The organism is Psychromonas sp. MB-3u-54 (genome assembly GCF_002836415.1).
Classification (GTDB): Bacteria; Pseudomonadota; Gammaproteobacteria; order Enterobacterales; family Psychromonadaceae; genus Psychromonas.
On sequence record NZ_PJBP01000120.1, the window covers coordinates 46753 to 63103 of the forward strand.

12 protein-coding genes are annotated in these 16351 nt (G+C 36.9%); 1 reads left to right on the forward strand and 11 read right to left on the reverse strand.

Annotation, left to right across the window (positions count from 1 at the left end; translation table 11 throughout):
* Positions 1-8: 8 nt before the first annotated feature.
* The 6 genes from CXF72_RS07975 to htpX all read right to left on the reverse strand — a co-directional run bounded on the left by CXF72_RS07975 (position 9) and on the right by htpX (position 11076).
* A complete protein-coding gene (locus CXF72_RS07975; RefSeq protein WP_101038424.1) occupies positions 9-1403 on the reverse strand; it encodes a protein kinase domain-containing protein in 1395 nt (464 codons plus the stop codon).
* Positions 1390-2085, reverse strand: a complete 696-nt coding sequence (locus CXF72_RS07980) for a PP2C family serine/threonine-protein phosphatase (protein WP_101038426.1) — start codon at positions 2083-2085, stop codon at positions 1390-1392. The genes CXF72_RS07975 and CXF72_RS07980 overlap by 14 nt, the downstream gene beginning before the upstream one ends.
* Before the next feature lie 3 nt (positions 2086-2088).
* Positions 2089-2775, reverse strand: a complete 687-nt coding sequence (locus tag CXF72_RS07985) for a vWA domain-containing protein (RefSeq protein WP_101038428.1) — start codon at positions 2773-2775, stop codon at positions 2089-2091.
* A 1489-nt stretch (positions 2776-4264) separates the two neighbouring features.
* Positions 4265-8242: a translocation/assembly module TamB domain-containing protein gene (locus CXF72_RS07995; RefSeq protein WP_101038432.1), complete on the reverse strand. Its 3978-nt coding sequence runs from the start codon at positions 8240-8242 to the stop codon at positions 4265-4267.
* The gene (locus CXF72_RS08000; protein WP_101038434.1) at positions 8239-9966 is read right to left on the reverse strand and encodes an autotransporter assembly complex protein TamA; all 1728 of its coding nucleotides are present in this window, start codon (positions 9964-9966) and stop codon (positions 8239-8241) included. Before CXF72_RS08000 ends, CXF72_RS07995 begins: the two co-directional genes overlap by 4 nt.
* A gap of 240 nt (positions 9967-10206) precedes the next feature.
* Entirely contained in the window at positions 10207-11076 is an 870-nt protein-coding gene (gene htpX / locus CXF72_RS08005; protein WP_101038477.1) for a protease HtpX, read from the reverse strand.
* 160 nt (positions 11077-11236) lie between these two features.
* Between htpX and CXF72_RS08010 the strand changes: the two genes are divergently transcribed.
* The gene (locus CXF72_RS08010; protein ID WP_101038436.1) at positions 11237-11518 is read left to right on the forward strand and encodes a peptidylprolyl isomerase; all 282 of its coding nucleotides are present in this window, start codon (positions 11237-11239) and stop codon (positions 11516-11518) included.
* Positions 11519-11636: 118 nt separating this feature from the next.
* Here the strand turns inward: CXF72_RS08010 and CXF72_RS08015 are convergent, their stop codons facing one another.
* The 5 genes from CXF72_RS08015 to bioC form a co-directional block, all read right to left on the reverse strand.
* A complete protein-coding gene (locus CXF72_RS08015) occupies positions 11637-12404 on the reverse strand; it encodes an amino acid ABC transporter ATP-binding protein (protein WP_101038438.1) in 768 nt (255 codons plus the stop codon).
* Positions 12404-13075, reverse strand: coding sequence for an amino acid ABC transporter permease (locus CXF72_RS08020; protein WP_198552534.1), 672 nt, complete (start codon positions 13073-13075; stop codon positions 12404-12406). The genes CXF72_RS08015 and CXF72_RS08020 overlap by 1 nt, the downstream gene beginning before the upstream one ends.
* A gap of 82 nt (positions 13076-13157) precedes the next feature.
* Positions 13158-13916: an amino acid ABC transporter substrate-binding protein gene (locus CXF72_RS08025; RefSeq protein WP_101038440.1), complete on the reverse strand. Its 759-nt coding sequence runs from the start codon at positions 13914-13916 to the stop codon at positions 13158-13160.
* Positions 13917-14329: 413 nt separating this feature from the next.
* Positions 14330-15037: a dethiobiotin synthase gene (bioD, locus tag CXF72_RS08030; protein ID WP_101038442.1), complete on the reverse strand. Its 708-nt coding sequence runs from the start codon at positions 15035-15037 to the stop codon at positions 14330-14332.
* A gap of 344 nt (positions 15038-15381) precedes the next feature.
* The gene (bioC, locus tag CXF72_RS08035) at positions 15382-16206 is read right to left on the reverse strand and encodes a malonyl-ACP O-methyltransferase BioC (protein ID WP_232784914.1); all 825 of its coding nucleotides are present in this window, start codon (positions 16204-16206) and stop codon (positions 15382-15384) included.
* Between the last annotated feature and the right edge of the window lie 145 nt (positions 16207-16351).

The window sequence follows — 16351 nt, forward strand, 5'->3', positions numbered from 1 at the left end:
CAGTTACCTCACACAAAGCGCCAGCGATAGCTCTGAATTAAATTCAAATGTTCATCGCTGGTAATTTTAGAAGGATTCCAAGTTGATACGTAATACGGTATTCCAATTGTACTATTGCTCAATGGAAGTGGTGCTTCACGCGTAAACTCTCGACTATTATCACCTTTATGAATAAGAACCTTTGATCCATTAACTGGCTTTAAATGAATTTTATCTTCACACCAGCGAACTTCTAATTGTGTAGCCGAGTCATTCCAAAGTTCTGTTGCATACGGCGATGAATTATAGTTTTGAGTGCAGTCCATATTTAGAATGCGTATATTATTTATCAGGCAAAACTCACCTTGATCATCAACAATAACCTGCTCAAACACTTTAAAAGTATTAGGCTCTGCTACCGAGTCACAAAACGGGCATATTTGCTCTGTTTCATTCGATGAATAAAAGAACTGGTGACGACAATGCTGACAATGAATTGTTTGATCTATTGCCTCTTGTAAAACCATACGCCATTGACTTAACGATGGCCTTTTTAACGGATTATTTTTTCCTTCTTCAAAACATTGCCTAAATAAGCCAATAATATTTGTATTAGCAACCAAATCTAAAGGGATTCCACCGACTGATTCATTCGAGAAATCTTCTAAGTCATACACCCAAGGTAATTCACCTTCAAATGCTTGTTGCTCTACAACCTCCGGTTCACCATCATCAACATACAAACCTTTAAAAGGATGCTGATGCGTTAATAACTCGAACGCAATAACAGCAAATGACCAAGCATCAGTCAAACAATTAACATTTTGCTGATCCTTAACGATTTCCGGCGCTCCGTAACTGGGGGTGTAGAAGGAAGCATCACCTTCACGTTCATTGAAACTAATATTGTCACAATCAATAAACCAAACTTGTGAATGCGCAATATTTTCCGAGACAAAAATATTTTCAGGAGATAGATCGCCATATGCATAACCTCGAGAATGAAGCTCTGAAAGAGTTGTCGTTATCGCTAATAACAATTTAATTCGTCTCTCAACCCCGCCACTTTTCAAATACTCTTCAGTACTTTCATTCTCTTGCAAATCATTAAAACTCTGATCGATTACTGTTTGTAAAGAAATAAGACCGTCCATTAATTCCATTACATAACCTTGTTTTGGTCTAGTAATAGCAATCTTTGGCAAAGCTATATTCAAATCACCAAGGCTTTGCTGAGATACCCATTGTATTTTTTTGATTGCTTTATCTATTTTAGTTTTATTACTCGTGTTAATAACTTTAACTAAAATATTCTTACGGTCAGTGCTACAGACCATGCCTTGGCCACCTTCACCAACCTTTCCTGTTAGTTCGTATTCATTACCTAAACTATCGTATACGATCTTTTTTTTATCTTTTGTCATTAAATATCACCATAGCTAAACTTTTATCATCAACATGGAAAGGGGTAGGCCAATCAACAAATAATTTTTTTAAATGCTTTTTAATTCGTCTTGATGATTTGTTTTTAGAAAATATTGCGAGTGCATCTGTAAAGGCATTGTGGTCTAAAATATCTTCACTAATGCCGTCACTCATTAGCAATAATGTATTGTCTGTTGGTGATAACTCTTCTTTTCCAACACTCCAATCACTATATTTTTTTGATATACCTAGTCCTGTTGTTAAATTTGAAAACTGATCACTAGATCTTGGAGTAATAACCTTATGCCTCGTACTAATGACTCCATCACCCAACTGAAAATATCGAAATATTCCGTTATTACTGCCCCAAGCAACCAATACTGTCGTGGCAGCATCATTTGGTTTTATCGAATAGTTCTTTAATTTATCAAGCCAATGCTGATAAAACGCCCCTATTATTTCTTTAGAAGAGGATTCAAAATCAGCATTTATCAATACTGCTTTTATAGACTCAACGGCAGTATATGAACCTGTCTCGGCATGGACTCTAGACCCCATGCCGTCACACACAATAATTGCCCAATAATTACCGTCATTAAAATAACCAGTTGCATCCTGATTTGGTAGGCCATCACCTAGATGGCCAGGACCAATAACTGACACATTCACAAATTTTGACATAGCCTAAAAATCTAATTCAAAATCATCTTCAACAAGTTTACCTTCGGCAACGTTAGAGAAGTTCAATGTCAATGGTTCATTCGGAGTCTGACTTTTAGAATGGCTTGATACACTCATTGTAACTGCACGAAAGAAACGATGAATATCACTAGCATTTTTTGCATAAAATAGAGGTGCCTCTAGATCATTATTAAAATCACTCAAAATACTATCATCAGCATCAGCACCAATAGATAAAGCTAAACGTGTAGCCTTTTTTGCTCGTTCACTATTAATCAATTCACCAAATGCTTGAGTATAATCATCCGTTGGATGACCATCTGATAATAAAATTATTACGGGTTTATATGCTCTTGAGTCTATGATTTTTTTGTCTTCAATTAACTCTTTAGCTAGTAAACATGCTTCACCTAATGGGGTACCACCAGATGCAACCAGATCATTCGATTGTTTAATTTGGTGGGCTGGAGTTAATGGTAAATGTAGCGCAGCTTCACCACCGAAAGTAATAACTGCAACATTTATCTCGGCTCTCGTTCTACCTTCATCAGAAAATGTTCCAATCATGTCTTTCATTGCTTGGTTCAACGATTGAATTTTTCCATCAATAGACATACTCCCACTTGTATCAGCCAAGATAATGACAGGTAAAACTCTAGCTTTAGATACTGCAAATTTTTTAAGGCTCATTTGTATTCCCTTTGTTTTTTGTTTAACGGCAACTGGTAGCAACAAGATAAACAAAATCGGTATGTAATGTATGATCACAAGCTTGTGTTAAATTATTTGTGTAGAACGAGTGATGAAATATTTTGATAATGACTGGGATGGCCTGATACTGAAACGCTCACCTCAATAACAAAATTATGCTTTTTTGTTTTTAATTGCTTGATTATTTAATGAAAAAATAATTATAATTGTTTCATTACTAATTAACAACGCAAGTAACTACATGTTTAACAAATACTATTTTTTAATGGGGGAAGTTTCTATTTGGGTGTGTGAATTTAGTTGATCATGTAGTATTGAAGCACAATCTGTAAGTAAAATGGGGGTAATGTTAGGTTGATGAGTCTTTTTTAAGAAGGCTTTAAGTCCTAAGCGCAGCTAACATTCCTAACACTCGATTCCGCAGTTTTTTGTTATGGCTTTGACCATGAAACTTTACTTGTTTGAAATTCAAATGGTTACATTTTTTTGAAAAAATAGATTTTTTATCCACGGTTTAAATTAATGAATATATCTTATTGATATGAAAAGCCGAAAAGTTTCGTGCCATCTTTAAAATTAAAAACTGCGGAATCGAGTAACAGTAATAAAGGGATATCCGGAACCAATCGCCAACATGACCAAAATCGTGGTAATCGTGGTAAACAGTTAAACCCAAATCAAAAAGGTGGAAAAAATAACAATAGTATCCAAGTAGTTAAGGTTCATGGGCTCTTCAATTGAGCCCCTTTTTTTATGGAAATTTCAACCTGAAGTAGTTTTGAATAACTGAGCATGACTTTATAGCCTATTTAATAAAAAACGAAGACAGAAGTCATGATATGTACGATTGATTTGGGGCGCTGACACAGGAAACATTAGTATTGAGTCAACTTGAGCTCTTTGCGGCTGTTACTATCCATAGATTTTAGCGGGAAAATCCGTGTTGGAATCTAAAGTTATTTTTCAATCTTCTTAGCTTGTTCTTATTCGGCCTATTATCAATTAATCTTATTTCCGCAGCTGATTAATGGTTTAAGTTTAGATTTAACTGGCACAGTTAACTTACTTCATTTTTTGCTTAGACATTCATAACCTAACTGACTAACACTCACTAAGTATCTAATACCAAATCCATTAATTTTAAGTTCTGCACGTTTATTCGAATGATTAGAAACTTAATTTAACCCAGTATCTGTCAATATCTGCATTCTAGTTACTAAATTTAATGATGACTTAAGCTCAGTATGTCAGGATTTTACGGGCAGTCATTTTTAACTGTATGTATAACCAGTTGTTTTTTTTACTGGTTACGTGAAATCAAGCATTTTTACACTTTCCAATAAAATTTTGTAACAAGCCCCCTTTTATTACCGGCTGGTTTCGTTGATAAAACCAATAAATAACGGTGTTTAATTTCTGCGTTTAATACTAATAACAGCACTATTTACGCCTAATCAATAGTTGCAGATTATTCGTTATCCCATTGATAATAAACATCAACAGCTTGATTTAAGCCATTCGATGCTTCAATAAAAAATCGTTCAAACAATTCGTAACGAATTGAAAATATGGTAAAGCTATCAAATACGCCAACCCCATAACTGAGCTCTAAATTTGGGGCAATATAGCCACTGACACCGACCGTCTGGCCATCTCCTTCACCGCCTGAAGTAAGCGATAAATCACTTATACCGACTTTATTACCGAAATCCCCCATGACTTCAGACGTTTGCCCTGCCCCAAAATTAATTAGCATATTGGTATATTGATTGTCTTCCTGGCTGTTAAGGCTATTTGTTATTGATTTACCGCGTGTTATATAGGCTAATGCATCCTGCTGAGACATGCTGGGATCAGAGAAAATGACCAGTTCAAGTTTATCTGGCGTGCCGCTTACCCGGATTCCCGCTGTAACATCATCTTCTACTTTATTAGGATCGCGGATGGCTTCAATTGAAATATAGGGCGATTCAGGAATCCCCTGAAATATTATTCTGCTATTTTGTAATACTAATTGTTGGCCTAATGCGCGATAACTGCCATCAACAAGCTTTAAGTCACCATGTATGGTGAGATCTTTATTTAATCGTTTCCTGATTAATAAAGCACCCGTTACCGATGTATCCAAACCAAGGGCTTCAATTTGTAATTTTGATCCAAGATCCAAGGTTAAATTCATCATTATCGGTAAGTCAGTTGCATTAGGTTTCTGTTTGATATCAACCACCACAATGTCTTTCGAGGTTGAAACTGATCCTGCAGGCAACTCTTTTACGGTTATTTTTCCCTGATCAACAAGGATGTCCCCTGTTAAATTAATATTTTGATCAAAGGTTAATTCCAAATTTGGACTGACCAGTAGATAAATTTTAGAATAATCATTTATAACCATCTGATTTCCTTGTAAATTAACTTTACCTTTAAACTTATCTTGCCAGTCAAACTCACCGCTAATATACGACTTCCCCTTTTCTATATCTTCTTTGTTTATGGTTTTATTTTTCTGCAGTGGCGAAGTCACAAATTTAAGCGAAGTATCAACAAGACTGACTGTTTTATTTATAAATTTGAATACTTTGTTGTTTTCTTTGCTGGCGGGATCTCGACCATTAGTATCAAAATAACCTTCTAAGGTGGCAGATTGGTTATTTATTTTAATCATAGTATTTAAATCATGTAATTGGATTGGAGCCCCTACTGCCTTAATTGAGGTATCTTTCACATGGATTTCACCATTAACAAGCGGATTTTTAATGGCTCCGTTGATGCTTACATTTGCGCTTAACATACCAGATAACTTTTCAAGTTCGGGAATAAGAACGCTGAAAGGCGAAAAATCTGACACCTCAAGATCGACACTGGCCTTTATATTCGGGTTATTGGTCGTATTTTTTAATTGACCTTTTAGCTGTGCATTGAGTAAATTTTTTGATGAAATTTTGGCTGAAAAATCTGTATTTTTCTGGTCGGAAACGACATTGATAGCAAAGGTATCAACCGGATACTCAACAATATTTTTATCACCTGGAGCAAGGGGCACAAGATGTAGTTTCATTTTCATATCGGTAGAAGAGATTGTTATATTACCGGCCGGTTTATCATTTCCTTGCCAGCTTAGATCGGCATTAGCCGAAACGGCACCATCAAAGCTGATTTTTTCAGGTAATATTTCATCAAGACCCGCCAAAAGGTAGGAGTCTATCTGCAGTATAATATTATTAGTTTCACCTATATTTAATTTTTTCAGGCATAACTTGCCATTATCTTTGATGCTGTTACTTGAAGCTGTCCAGCAATGTGCTGTCAGTTGCACATTTTGTCCTTCGATAACGACATCAAAGGGAGTATCCAGGGTCAATTTTTGTTTATGAAGATCTACAACAGCGGCGCTCACGGCCGTTAACCATTTATCGCCGATCTGTTTTAATTGTATTTGCATATCACTGGAGATAATGTCACTGACCACTTGAAGATCAATCTGATGATTTTCACCCTGTGCACTGCGGCCAGTATTTTTGACGTTGATATCAATGGTATCAATAAGCTGTTCGGCAACCTCGAGTTTTTTGGCCTGTACAACAAGAGTGGCTTGGGGCTGTTTTGAGAGCAGGAGTTGCCCATTAAGCTTTAATGAGTTGAGGGAGGATGTATCATAACGGAGCGCATCTGCTTGTAAATCAGAGCTGACCTTAATGGCGTCCATCGGGCCCTGTATTTTAACTTCCCCCTTGATGATACCAGTGCTGTTAAGTAACGCATGGCTTAGATCTTTAATATCAACTGCAACAGTCAAATCATTCTGTTGTGCGAGTTTGCCATTAATAAGAATTTGGTTGTCGGCATTATGCAGGTAAACATTTTGTAACATTAATCCTTCTTTGTCGTTGCCATTAATAGCACCATTAATCGCAAAGGGACGCTTTAAAAATTGACCATCAATCGCCATTTCCGGAATAGAGACTAACCAGCCTGGTGCTTTATTGTCGTTTAACTCAATAGCAACATGTTGTTTTAATTTTCCGTTAAATTGGCCTGTGTATTCTGTTTTGAGTTGTTTTAAATCGATATTTTCAATATCTAATTGACCCTGCCAGGTGATTTTTTTTGACCAGTCCAGTAAACCGGTTAATTTCAATAATCCGTTAAGGGTATTTATTGTTAAGTTATTTACATTTAATTTTTGTAAATCCCCTGCCGCTTTTAAATCTATTTTTCCAGCGGGCATATTCTCTAATTCATAATCAGTCTGTAAATTGAGCTGATAATCATTTAGTTTCCCCTGGCTGCTTAACTGCCCTTTTGGTGAAAAATACGCAGATTTTCCATCCAAAGGCCAACCTAATTTTTGCCAATCAAGGGTTAGACTGTAAGGTAAATTATCGGCGAATAAATTTACATCTAATTTCATTTGCGCTGTTATTTTATTGCTAAGCTGTAAATCTGTTTTTAAATTAGAAAAATCGCCACTGCTTTTTAAGCTAAAATGCTGCGCGTTGAGAAGAGAGTTCGGCTGTATGTTTTTGATATCTTTAATGCTGCCGGTTAATTGGACTGCTAGTGGATATTTTCCGGTAAAATTTATTTCCCCCATTAAGTCCAGATCTGCCTCGGGCATATCAATGCTGAATTGATCCACTTCTAATTTGTTATAAAAGAATCGTAATGCTGACTGTGCCGAATTTATCGAAACGAGGGGTTGCTGGTCACCTTGGGTTAATTTGAAGTCTGAAATTTGGATATTTTTAATATCTAAATTAAAAAAGGATGAGATCGCCGATAAATTCTGTTCACTTACCAGTGCAGGCAATGAGTTTAATGGCATTAAATTATTTGTTTCTTTTGTTGTTTCTGCCGCTGCTTTGCTGCCGGGTAAATCAACCACTAGACCCTCGGTGATTGAATTAAAAATGGTCACATTATCTCTAAAACCTTGGGCCTGGATTTCCCAACGTTTGCTTGCAACTGATAATGTGCCAGGCAGTGTAAAAGAACTATTATTTAAAATAAGAGATTGAATATCTATAAAGATCGGTAGTTGTAGCGAGGTAAAGGGATTATCCGCCAGTGCTTTAATTTCGGCTTCTGTCGGCGGCTTGGTTTCATCTAAATCTAAAACAATATCCATCTCATCGGCATGCAGCTTTTCGACACAAATTTTTGTAAAAGCACATGACCAATCAAAAGCGTATTCTAATTTAGAAAAAGAGATCGAAAAAAAATCAGATTTCCAACTGATATTCGAATAATGGGGATTCAAAAATAAACTGCCTGAATCAAGTGTGACGGCAAGTCGCGGTTCAAATTTGGTTGCCAGTTTAATCGCAAGATTAGTACCTGAATGTGTAAATAAAATAGCCGTTACACTGGCGACGGTAAATATAATTAATAACAATAACGTTAAAAAAGTTTTTCTACATATTAACTTTATTTTTAACTTGGTACTCATAATTCAGGTCCGATCATAAAGTGTATCATCCATTTATTAAGCGTTGTATTGTCATTGTTCACGGGCGCTGCCACATAAAATCTAACCGGGCCGATTGGAGACGACCAAACAATACCAAGACCCGCGCCAACGGAAATCGGTTCGCTGAAGGTAGAGGTCGCGGTTCCCGCATCAATAAAGGTGGCCAACTTCCAATTAGCGGCCACCGGGAAACGGTATTCTAAACTTTGCACGGCGAGATATTTTCCGCCGATTAAATATCCATCATCATCTTCAGGAGAAATGCTTTCGTAACTGTAACCGCGAATACTTTGATCTCCCCCGGCAAAAAAGCGCATGGACGCTGGAACGTTATAGATAGAGTCAGTATAAAGCGCGCCCACTTCCGTGGTGCTGAAAAATTGCTGTTGGTTATAGCTACGCAAAAATTTTGCTTTCCCGTAAAGCTTTAATAAATCAGAACTTGAAAACAAATCTTTATGGGCCACGGCGACCTCGTATTGTTGGGTGTCTCCCCAAGTTGGATGAAGACCACCACGTAATCTGGTGCGACTAAAACTTACCCCCGGCATAATTAATTCAGTTGAGAAACCCTGCTGACCCTGCACGCCGGACTCTTTGTCATAACGAATAAAGACATTGCGTAACCAATTATTTTCTAAGCGCTTATAGCGACCGACACTGAATAAATATTGTTGGGTATTGGTATCATTATCATCAACAAATTTATAACCTGTTTTAATCGAGTAATAATGGTTAAGAGGATCACTAATAGGAATGTTATAAGCTAAGGAGGCTTCTTGCTGCGGCACGGAGGCAACAACATTACCCACTATGCTATGGCCATATTGATTTATCCAGGGTCTGGTCCAGCGGAATTTACCTCGAATACCTTCATCGGTACTAACCCCAAGACCGGCATTAAAGGAGTCTTTAGGGCGCATTTTAGCAAGCACTAAAAGCGGAATCTGGCGGCCCTGCTTTTTTTTAATTTCCGGTACAATGGAGATATTTTTAAAATAACCCGTTCTATTTGTTTCCGTATTAAATTTCATTAAGGTTTGAGAATCGTAGGGATCGCCAGTTTTAAAGTTTTGTAATGAAGAAACAAATTTTTTGGCGGGTAAATCTTCCGGAGAAAAAAACAATTCACCAAACTGGTAGCGAATCCCGGTATCAAAACTGATGTTAACGGTCGCGCTGTTATTTTTGGAGATAACCTCAACGGATGCTTGGACAAATTTCGCATCAAAATATCCACGTTGTTGTGCCATGTTTTTTAGTTTGCTTTTCCCTTGCTCATATTTACCATGGTGCAGAACATCATTTTTTTTAAGTGGAAAATTTTTAACTATCTTTAAAAAATCGGGATTCGAACTGCCCTCGCCGAGCAGTTTTAAATTTAACCCGCTAATACGGGTAGCCACTCCAAGGTCAACCAGCAGTGTAATGGTCTGTTTACCTGTTTCGCCGGTGACATTAATGTCGAGGTTCGTTTGATAATAGCCTAAAGCCGTGACCGCTTGCCGGGTTGAACTTTGTACTTGTTGTAAATAACTTTGGCTATTAGCATTCTGAGGTTGTGATAATGCCTTCAAAAAAACAACTATGTTTTCTTTTACATCTTTATTATCCATTCCTTTTATTGAGAATATAACATCCGCATGAAGGCTTCCATGCACAAGCAACGCTAATAATAAAAATAAAATTTTATAAATTTTCATACAATTAATAATAGTTCTTCCAATGCATACCGAAGGGTATTTTTAATAAAAAGACAGAAAAAAGTGCATACTCTGCAGTATTCATAGGTTTTTCAATATTAGGCTGTTTTGCCCAATAGGAACCCTACTCACGTACTGATTAATGCATTGCAGATTGTGGCAGAAAAATAAAATAAGGACAGATAAAAACGCCGCTATTTTGTGGTATAACGGCGTTTTTTATTTAATAGTGGTGATAAATTATCGGGCTTCTTGCAGTGCTTTGATACGACTTTCTAATGGCGGGTGAGACATAAATAACCCGCCACTGCGTTTCCCTGAAATACCGAATGCCATCATATTACCTTCCAGATGAGGCTCAGAACCTTTTTGTAAGCGCTTTAATGCGGCAATCATTTTATTTTTACCAACTAATTTAGCGGCACCCGAATCGGCACTAAATTCTCGTTGTCGGGAGTAGTACATGACGATCGTACTTGCCAATACGCCAAAGAGCATTTCTAAAACAAACACAATAATATAATAAGAAAATCCACGCCCTTCGGATTCAGAATTATTATTGTTTAGTGCACTGTCTATCATATTGCCTAAAACACGGGCAATAAATATAACAAAGGTATTCACCACACCTTGAAGCAGCGTCATTGTTACCATATCACCGCTCGCAATATGACTGACTTCATGGGCTAAAACCGCTTCTGCTTCATCGCGTGTCATGGATTGCAATAAACCAGAACTAACGGCAACTAAGGCTTTATTTTTATTCATGCCTGTGGCAAAAGCATTCATATCAGGCGCATTATAAATGGCCACTTCAGGACAACTAATTCCAGCCTTTTTAGCTTGAGCTGCGACGGTATTAACCAGCCAGCGTTCAGTTTCAGTGTTAGCTTGAGTAATGACCACTGCACCGGTACTGCGTTTAGCTATCCACTTTGACATAGCTAAAGAGATAAACGCCCCTCCAAAACCGAAAACAGCGGCCAATGCCAGCAGACCTCCGGTACTTCGTGAGTCTAAGCCCGTAAACTTAAAAACTAAACTCAGTACGATACCTAAGACCAGCATGACGGCTAAATTTGTCAGCAAAAATAAAGCGATACGTTTCATAAAAACCTCAAATGGATGAATCAACAAAGACATAATATGGCTATAATTTGCTTTTTCAAGGCTAGATTTAAAATAAATATTAAAATCAAACAATAACGGTTTGCTTGATGAGTCAAAATAATTTATCGTTGTCGATTACATAACTCAAAAGGAAAATAAAATGGCTTTAGCAAGTGCACGTCATATATTAGTAAGTTCTGAAGAAAGCTGTCTCGATATTAAACAACAAATTGAAGCGGGTAGCGATTTCGCTGATCTTGCTAAAAAACATTCTTCATGCCCATCGGGTGCTCAAGGCGGCGCGTTAGGAGAATTCGGACCAGGTATGATGGTGCCAGAATTTGATACCGTAGTATTTAGTGCAGACGTAGGCTCTGTTCAGGGTCCCGTTAAAACTCAGTTCGGTTACCACTTATTAGAAGTTACAAGTCGTCAAGACTAAGTCTTTCTTATTATTTTTTAGTTAACAAATAATCAGATTTGCTCATTATAAAAAAAGCCTTTTATGCATTCATAAAAGGCTTTTTTGTAGGTGTCTCTTTATTACCTTTATTAGAAAGTTAAAGCATGGCGGAATCAAGTGCCGATAAGTTTTGTTTCACCGAGCGGCCAACGAATTCTTTGGTGCGTTGATGTTGCGGTTTTTCAAATATCTGTTTTGGCGTTCCCTGCTCGACGATATTTCCGCCTTCCATAAAGATAACTCGATTAGCAACTTCTCGCGCAAACTGCATCTCATGGGTAACAATAATCATGGTCTGTTTTTGCACTGCTAATTGTTTCATGACTGCCAACACTTCATCAACCCATTCAGGATCAAGCGATGAGGTGGGTTCATCAAACAGAATAACTTCACCTTTTGCAGCCATTGCACGCGCAATGCCAACTCGTTGTTGCTGACCACCTGATAATTGCGATGGATATTGATGAATTTTTTCGCCAAGTCCCACTTGTTGTAAAATCGTTTCAGCTTGTTTTAAGGCTACTAATTTTGGCTCTTTCCAAACGGTGATCAAACTTTCAGCGACATTCTGCAGTGCGGTTTTATTGGCAAATAAAGAGTAATTTTGAAATACAAAGCTACTTTTTTTACGCAGATTGGTAATTTGTGCTGCTGTCGCGGTTGCACTGTCAACTTTCACATCCGCTATCTCAATAACCCCTGAAGTTGGAATTTCCAGATAATTTAAACAGCGTAATAATGTCGATTTTCCGGTACCCGATGGACCGATAATGACCACAATTTCGCCATGTGCGACTTCGAAATCAATCCCGTTTAATACCATGTTATCGGCAAATTTTTTGCTTAGGTTTTGTACTTTAATCATTAGTAAGCTCTGTTCATACGAATTTCAAGATAATGCTGCAGACGTGAAAATATTTCAATAACAGCCCAGTAAATAAGTGCAACGGCTAAAAAACTTTCGAAGTATTTAAAGCTGGATGAGGCTTCCATTTGCGCCTTGGCCATTATTTCAGCCACCCCCAAAGTAAATGCCAAGGAGGTACTTTTGATCATATCAATAAAATAATTCATTAACGACGGTGTCGCTACTCGAGCAGCTTGCGGTAATATGATTCTGCGCATTGCTTGTAATCTGGTCATTCCAATACTTAAACAAGCTTCCATCTGACTTTTATTAACACCCATAATGGCGGCGCGAATACTTTCAGCCATATAGGCTGAAAAATGTAATGATAAACCAATGATCGCAGCACTAAATGCATCTACCCCTGCAAATATTGGCATTACTTGTGGTAAACCGTAATACAATAAAAAAAGTTGCACTAACAGAGGCGTGCCACGGAAAAAGGAAATAAATAAACCCGCAAAGTTGTGCAATACGGGTAATTTAAATACTCGAACTATCGCTAAAATGACAGCAAGTATGATTGCAAAGCAAAAACCCAGGATGGCCATTTCCATGGTGACGCTAAGATATTTAAGTAAAATCGGTAATAGTTCAAGAATATATTGAACATCTAATGGCATTTGCATAGGAAATGGCTCGTATTAATATTGAAAAAGTAGATAACTATTTAACTAAGCGACTGAAATTTCAGTCGCTAGGTTGTAGGGTTTATTGAGTTACATCTGAACCTAACCATTTGATAGAAATTTTCGCTAATGTACCGTCATTTCCCATACTTAATAACGCCGCGTTTACTGTATCTCGAATAGCTAACTGTTCGGGTTTGTTTAAAAATGGCATTGCGTTTTCTATTGTTTCAAAGGGTTTTCCAGCAAGCTTTAAAGGTAAACCCGATTTTTTGATTAAAGCCGCAGAGCCAACGCGATCCATAATAAAAGCATCGGTACGTCCGATAACAACATCCTGTACGAAACCTGTATCATAAGTAATAATATCGATTTCTTGTTTAGGATCATTAGCACGTAACGTCTCTTCAAAATTACTGCCTAAATTCACCGCTACTTTTTTACCCTTAAGATCAGCCACTGAATTTATATCGTCACGGTCCTTTTTAGTCACAATTTGAACACCATCAACGACATACGGAGTTGTAAAGGCATACTGCTCTAAACGTGCAGGCGTAATGGTTATCTGGTTGGAAATTGTATCAATGTGGCCGGCTTCAAGCATTCCGAACAAACCTGAAAAACTAGATAAAACAAACTTTACGTCATAGTCGGAACGTAGCGCAATTTCATTCCACAGATCAATTTCAAAACCTTGTAATACGTCTTTTGATGAGAAAGTAAAAGGGACATAATTACCTGACATCCCTACTTTGACTGTTTGCTTTGCAAATGCTGGAATGCTAACAACGCTGGATACAGCAACTGCCGCCGCAATAATTAATTTAATGTGCTTCTTCATGATAATTCCTTTTTATTAAACATAACGATTTATTAAGCTTGATTATAACTGATATATATCAGAGCAATGCATAACCAATGTTCATATGTTATGTTTTTGTTGAATGATCGATTAATCTTTACCCACCTGTGATAAAAAAGACATTGTAATCCGTTTATTTACTGTCCGATGTTATTTATTTCTTTTCTCATGCATGGTAGGTTGGGTCTGTTTGTTGAATAGATAATTGGCCTGTAGGTTGGGTCTGTTTGATTTTTGCCTTAAATCTTATTTATGGCAAAAATCCACCAGCCATAAATAAGTAATATTCTTTTTTTTAGAGGAAGTGTCTGTCTTTACGCTAATAAAATTGAGCGAGTCTACTCTGGTCTTTTTTCTATAAGCCAAGTGCTTTTATCAAAAGAAAGTGTCGCTCAAATTATTCGCTTAGCTGCAAAATTAAAATCAACATAAGCGGACAGATCCTGTTCATTTATATTTTGTAAATGGGGGATTTCCGCTATCATAGGCGCGTTAATCTTATGTTTTAACATTTCTATATTAAGCGCATAATATGGCATATTTTTTTCGACTTGATTGGCGATCCACCCCACTACCTTTAACCCATCATTAATAATACTTTCATAGGTTAAAATCGCATGATTTAAACAACCCAATTTCATGCCAACGACCAATATGACAGATAATTTTTGTGTTACGACCCAATCCGATAACGTTTCATGCGCATTTAACGGCAAACGCCATCCACCAGCCCCTTCAACAATAATCAAATCACTCTTTAAGGACTTTAATCTTTCTAAACCTTGAGAAATATAAGACTGCTCAATGGGTTTGTTTTCTAATTGTGCGGCTATATGTGGCGCGATGGCGAGTGTAAACGCAATAGGATTAACTAGTTTATAAGCAACTTCTAAATTACAGGTCTTTTGCAGAAGCGCTGCATCATGGTTACGTAATCCGTATGGAGTCTGTTCACACCCTGCCGCAATAGGCTTATAGGCTAAGGTACGACGTTTTTGTTTATTAGCCGCTTGTAACAGAGCTTGACAGCAAACGGTTTTACCCACATCAGTATCTGTTCCGGTTACAAAATAAACATCAGGAATTATGCAATCTTGCATATTATTTGGTCTCTTTTGAGTAATTAATTTGCTGGAAAGTGTGGTTTTACAATTATCGTCCATATTATTATTTAATCACTTTTATATATAACAAATTAATGTAGTAATAACGCTATAACATTCATCTTACTTAACCGCTTTTATGTAACAAACTTGGTATGAAATTAATGTAGTAATAACGCTATAACATTCATATTACTTAACCGCTTTTATATAACAAACTTGGTATGAAATTAATGTAGTAATAACGCTATAACATTCATATTACTTAATCGCTTTTATATAACAAACTTGGTATGAAATTAATGTAGTAATAATGTAGTAATAACGCTATAACATTCATATTACTTAATCGCTTTTATGTAACAAACTTGGTATGAGAGAGGTAATAAACCCGATCTGGTTTTATCTTTAGCATAACCTAATTCAAGTTTATTGATTAAAGAGCGCCCTTGTGATTTATGCAGGTGATGTCCATGTACCTGATTGGCCCCTATTCCCTTTAGATCGCGCATTAGATCGAGTACATTTTGATAATAAAGGGTAATGGTTTCGGTCTCAATAGTCACTTTAGTGAAACCTACTTCTGCTAACATCTGTTGAATGTCTGCCAGAGTTAAAAATGTATTAGTATGCGGATAGCTATCAAGCGTTAACCAGGCATCACTTAACTCTTTTAATGATCCCGCTAATAAGGTAGAAAAATTCAATTCTCCCCCCGATGCTAAGATACGTTTTAATTGGATCAGCATTCGACTAAGATCACTGCTCCACTGCACAGCGAGATTTGAAAATATAGTGGAGAATTGATTATCAGAAAAAGGTATAAAATCCATGTCCCCCTGTATACAGCGAAGAGATAAAGGTCGCTTGTTTTGCAAAAGCTTGTTTTGTAAAACGTTAAGCATACCGCTCGACAGATCAAAACAAATAACTTCTTTTATTTTCTGTTCATTAATTAATTTTCCACTAAAGTAGCCTGTTCCACAGCCGAGATCCAAACAGTTACCCGGCTCCCTGCTATCTAATGAACAGGTGTCTAATGAAGTGAAAAGCCTATTACCAATATCACGTTGTAACTGTGCAAATTGATCATAATGTAATGCCGCTTTAGAAAAAGAGTTAGCGACGGCGATTTTATCTATTGTAAATTTGACACTATTTGTCATTAAGCGCTCTATATATTGCATTCACTGTTAAGGAGTTAGAAACCAGTAGTATTTTATCTCTATTAAACTTCACATTATTATCTGTCATTAAGCGCTCTATATATTGTGTTCACTGTTAAGGCGTTAGCTACCCGTATTTTAACTT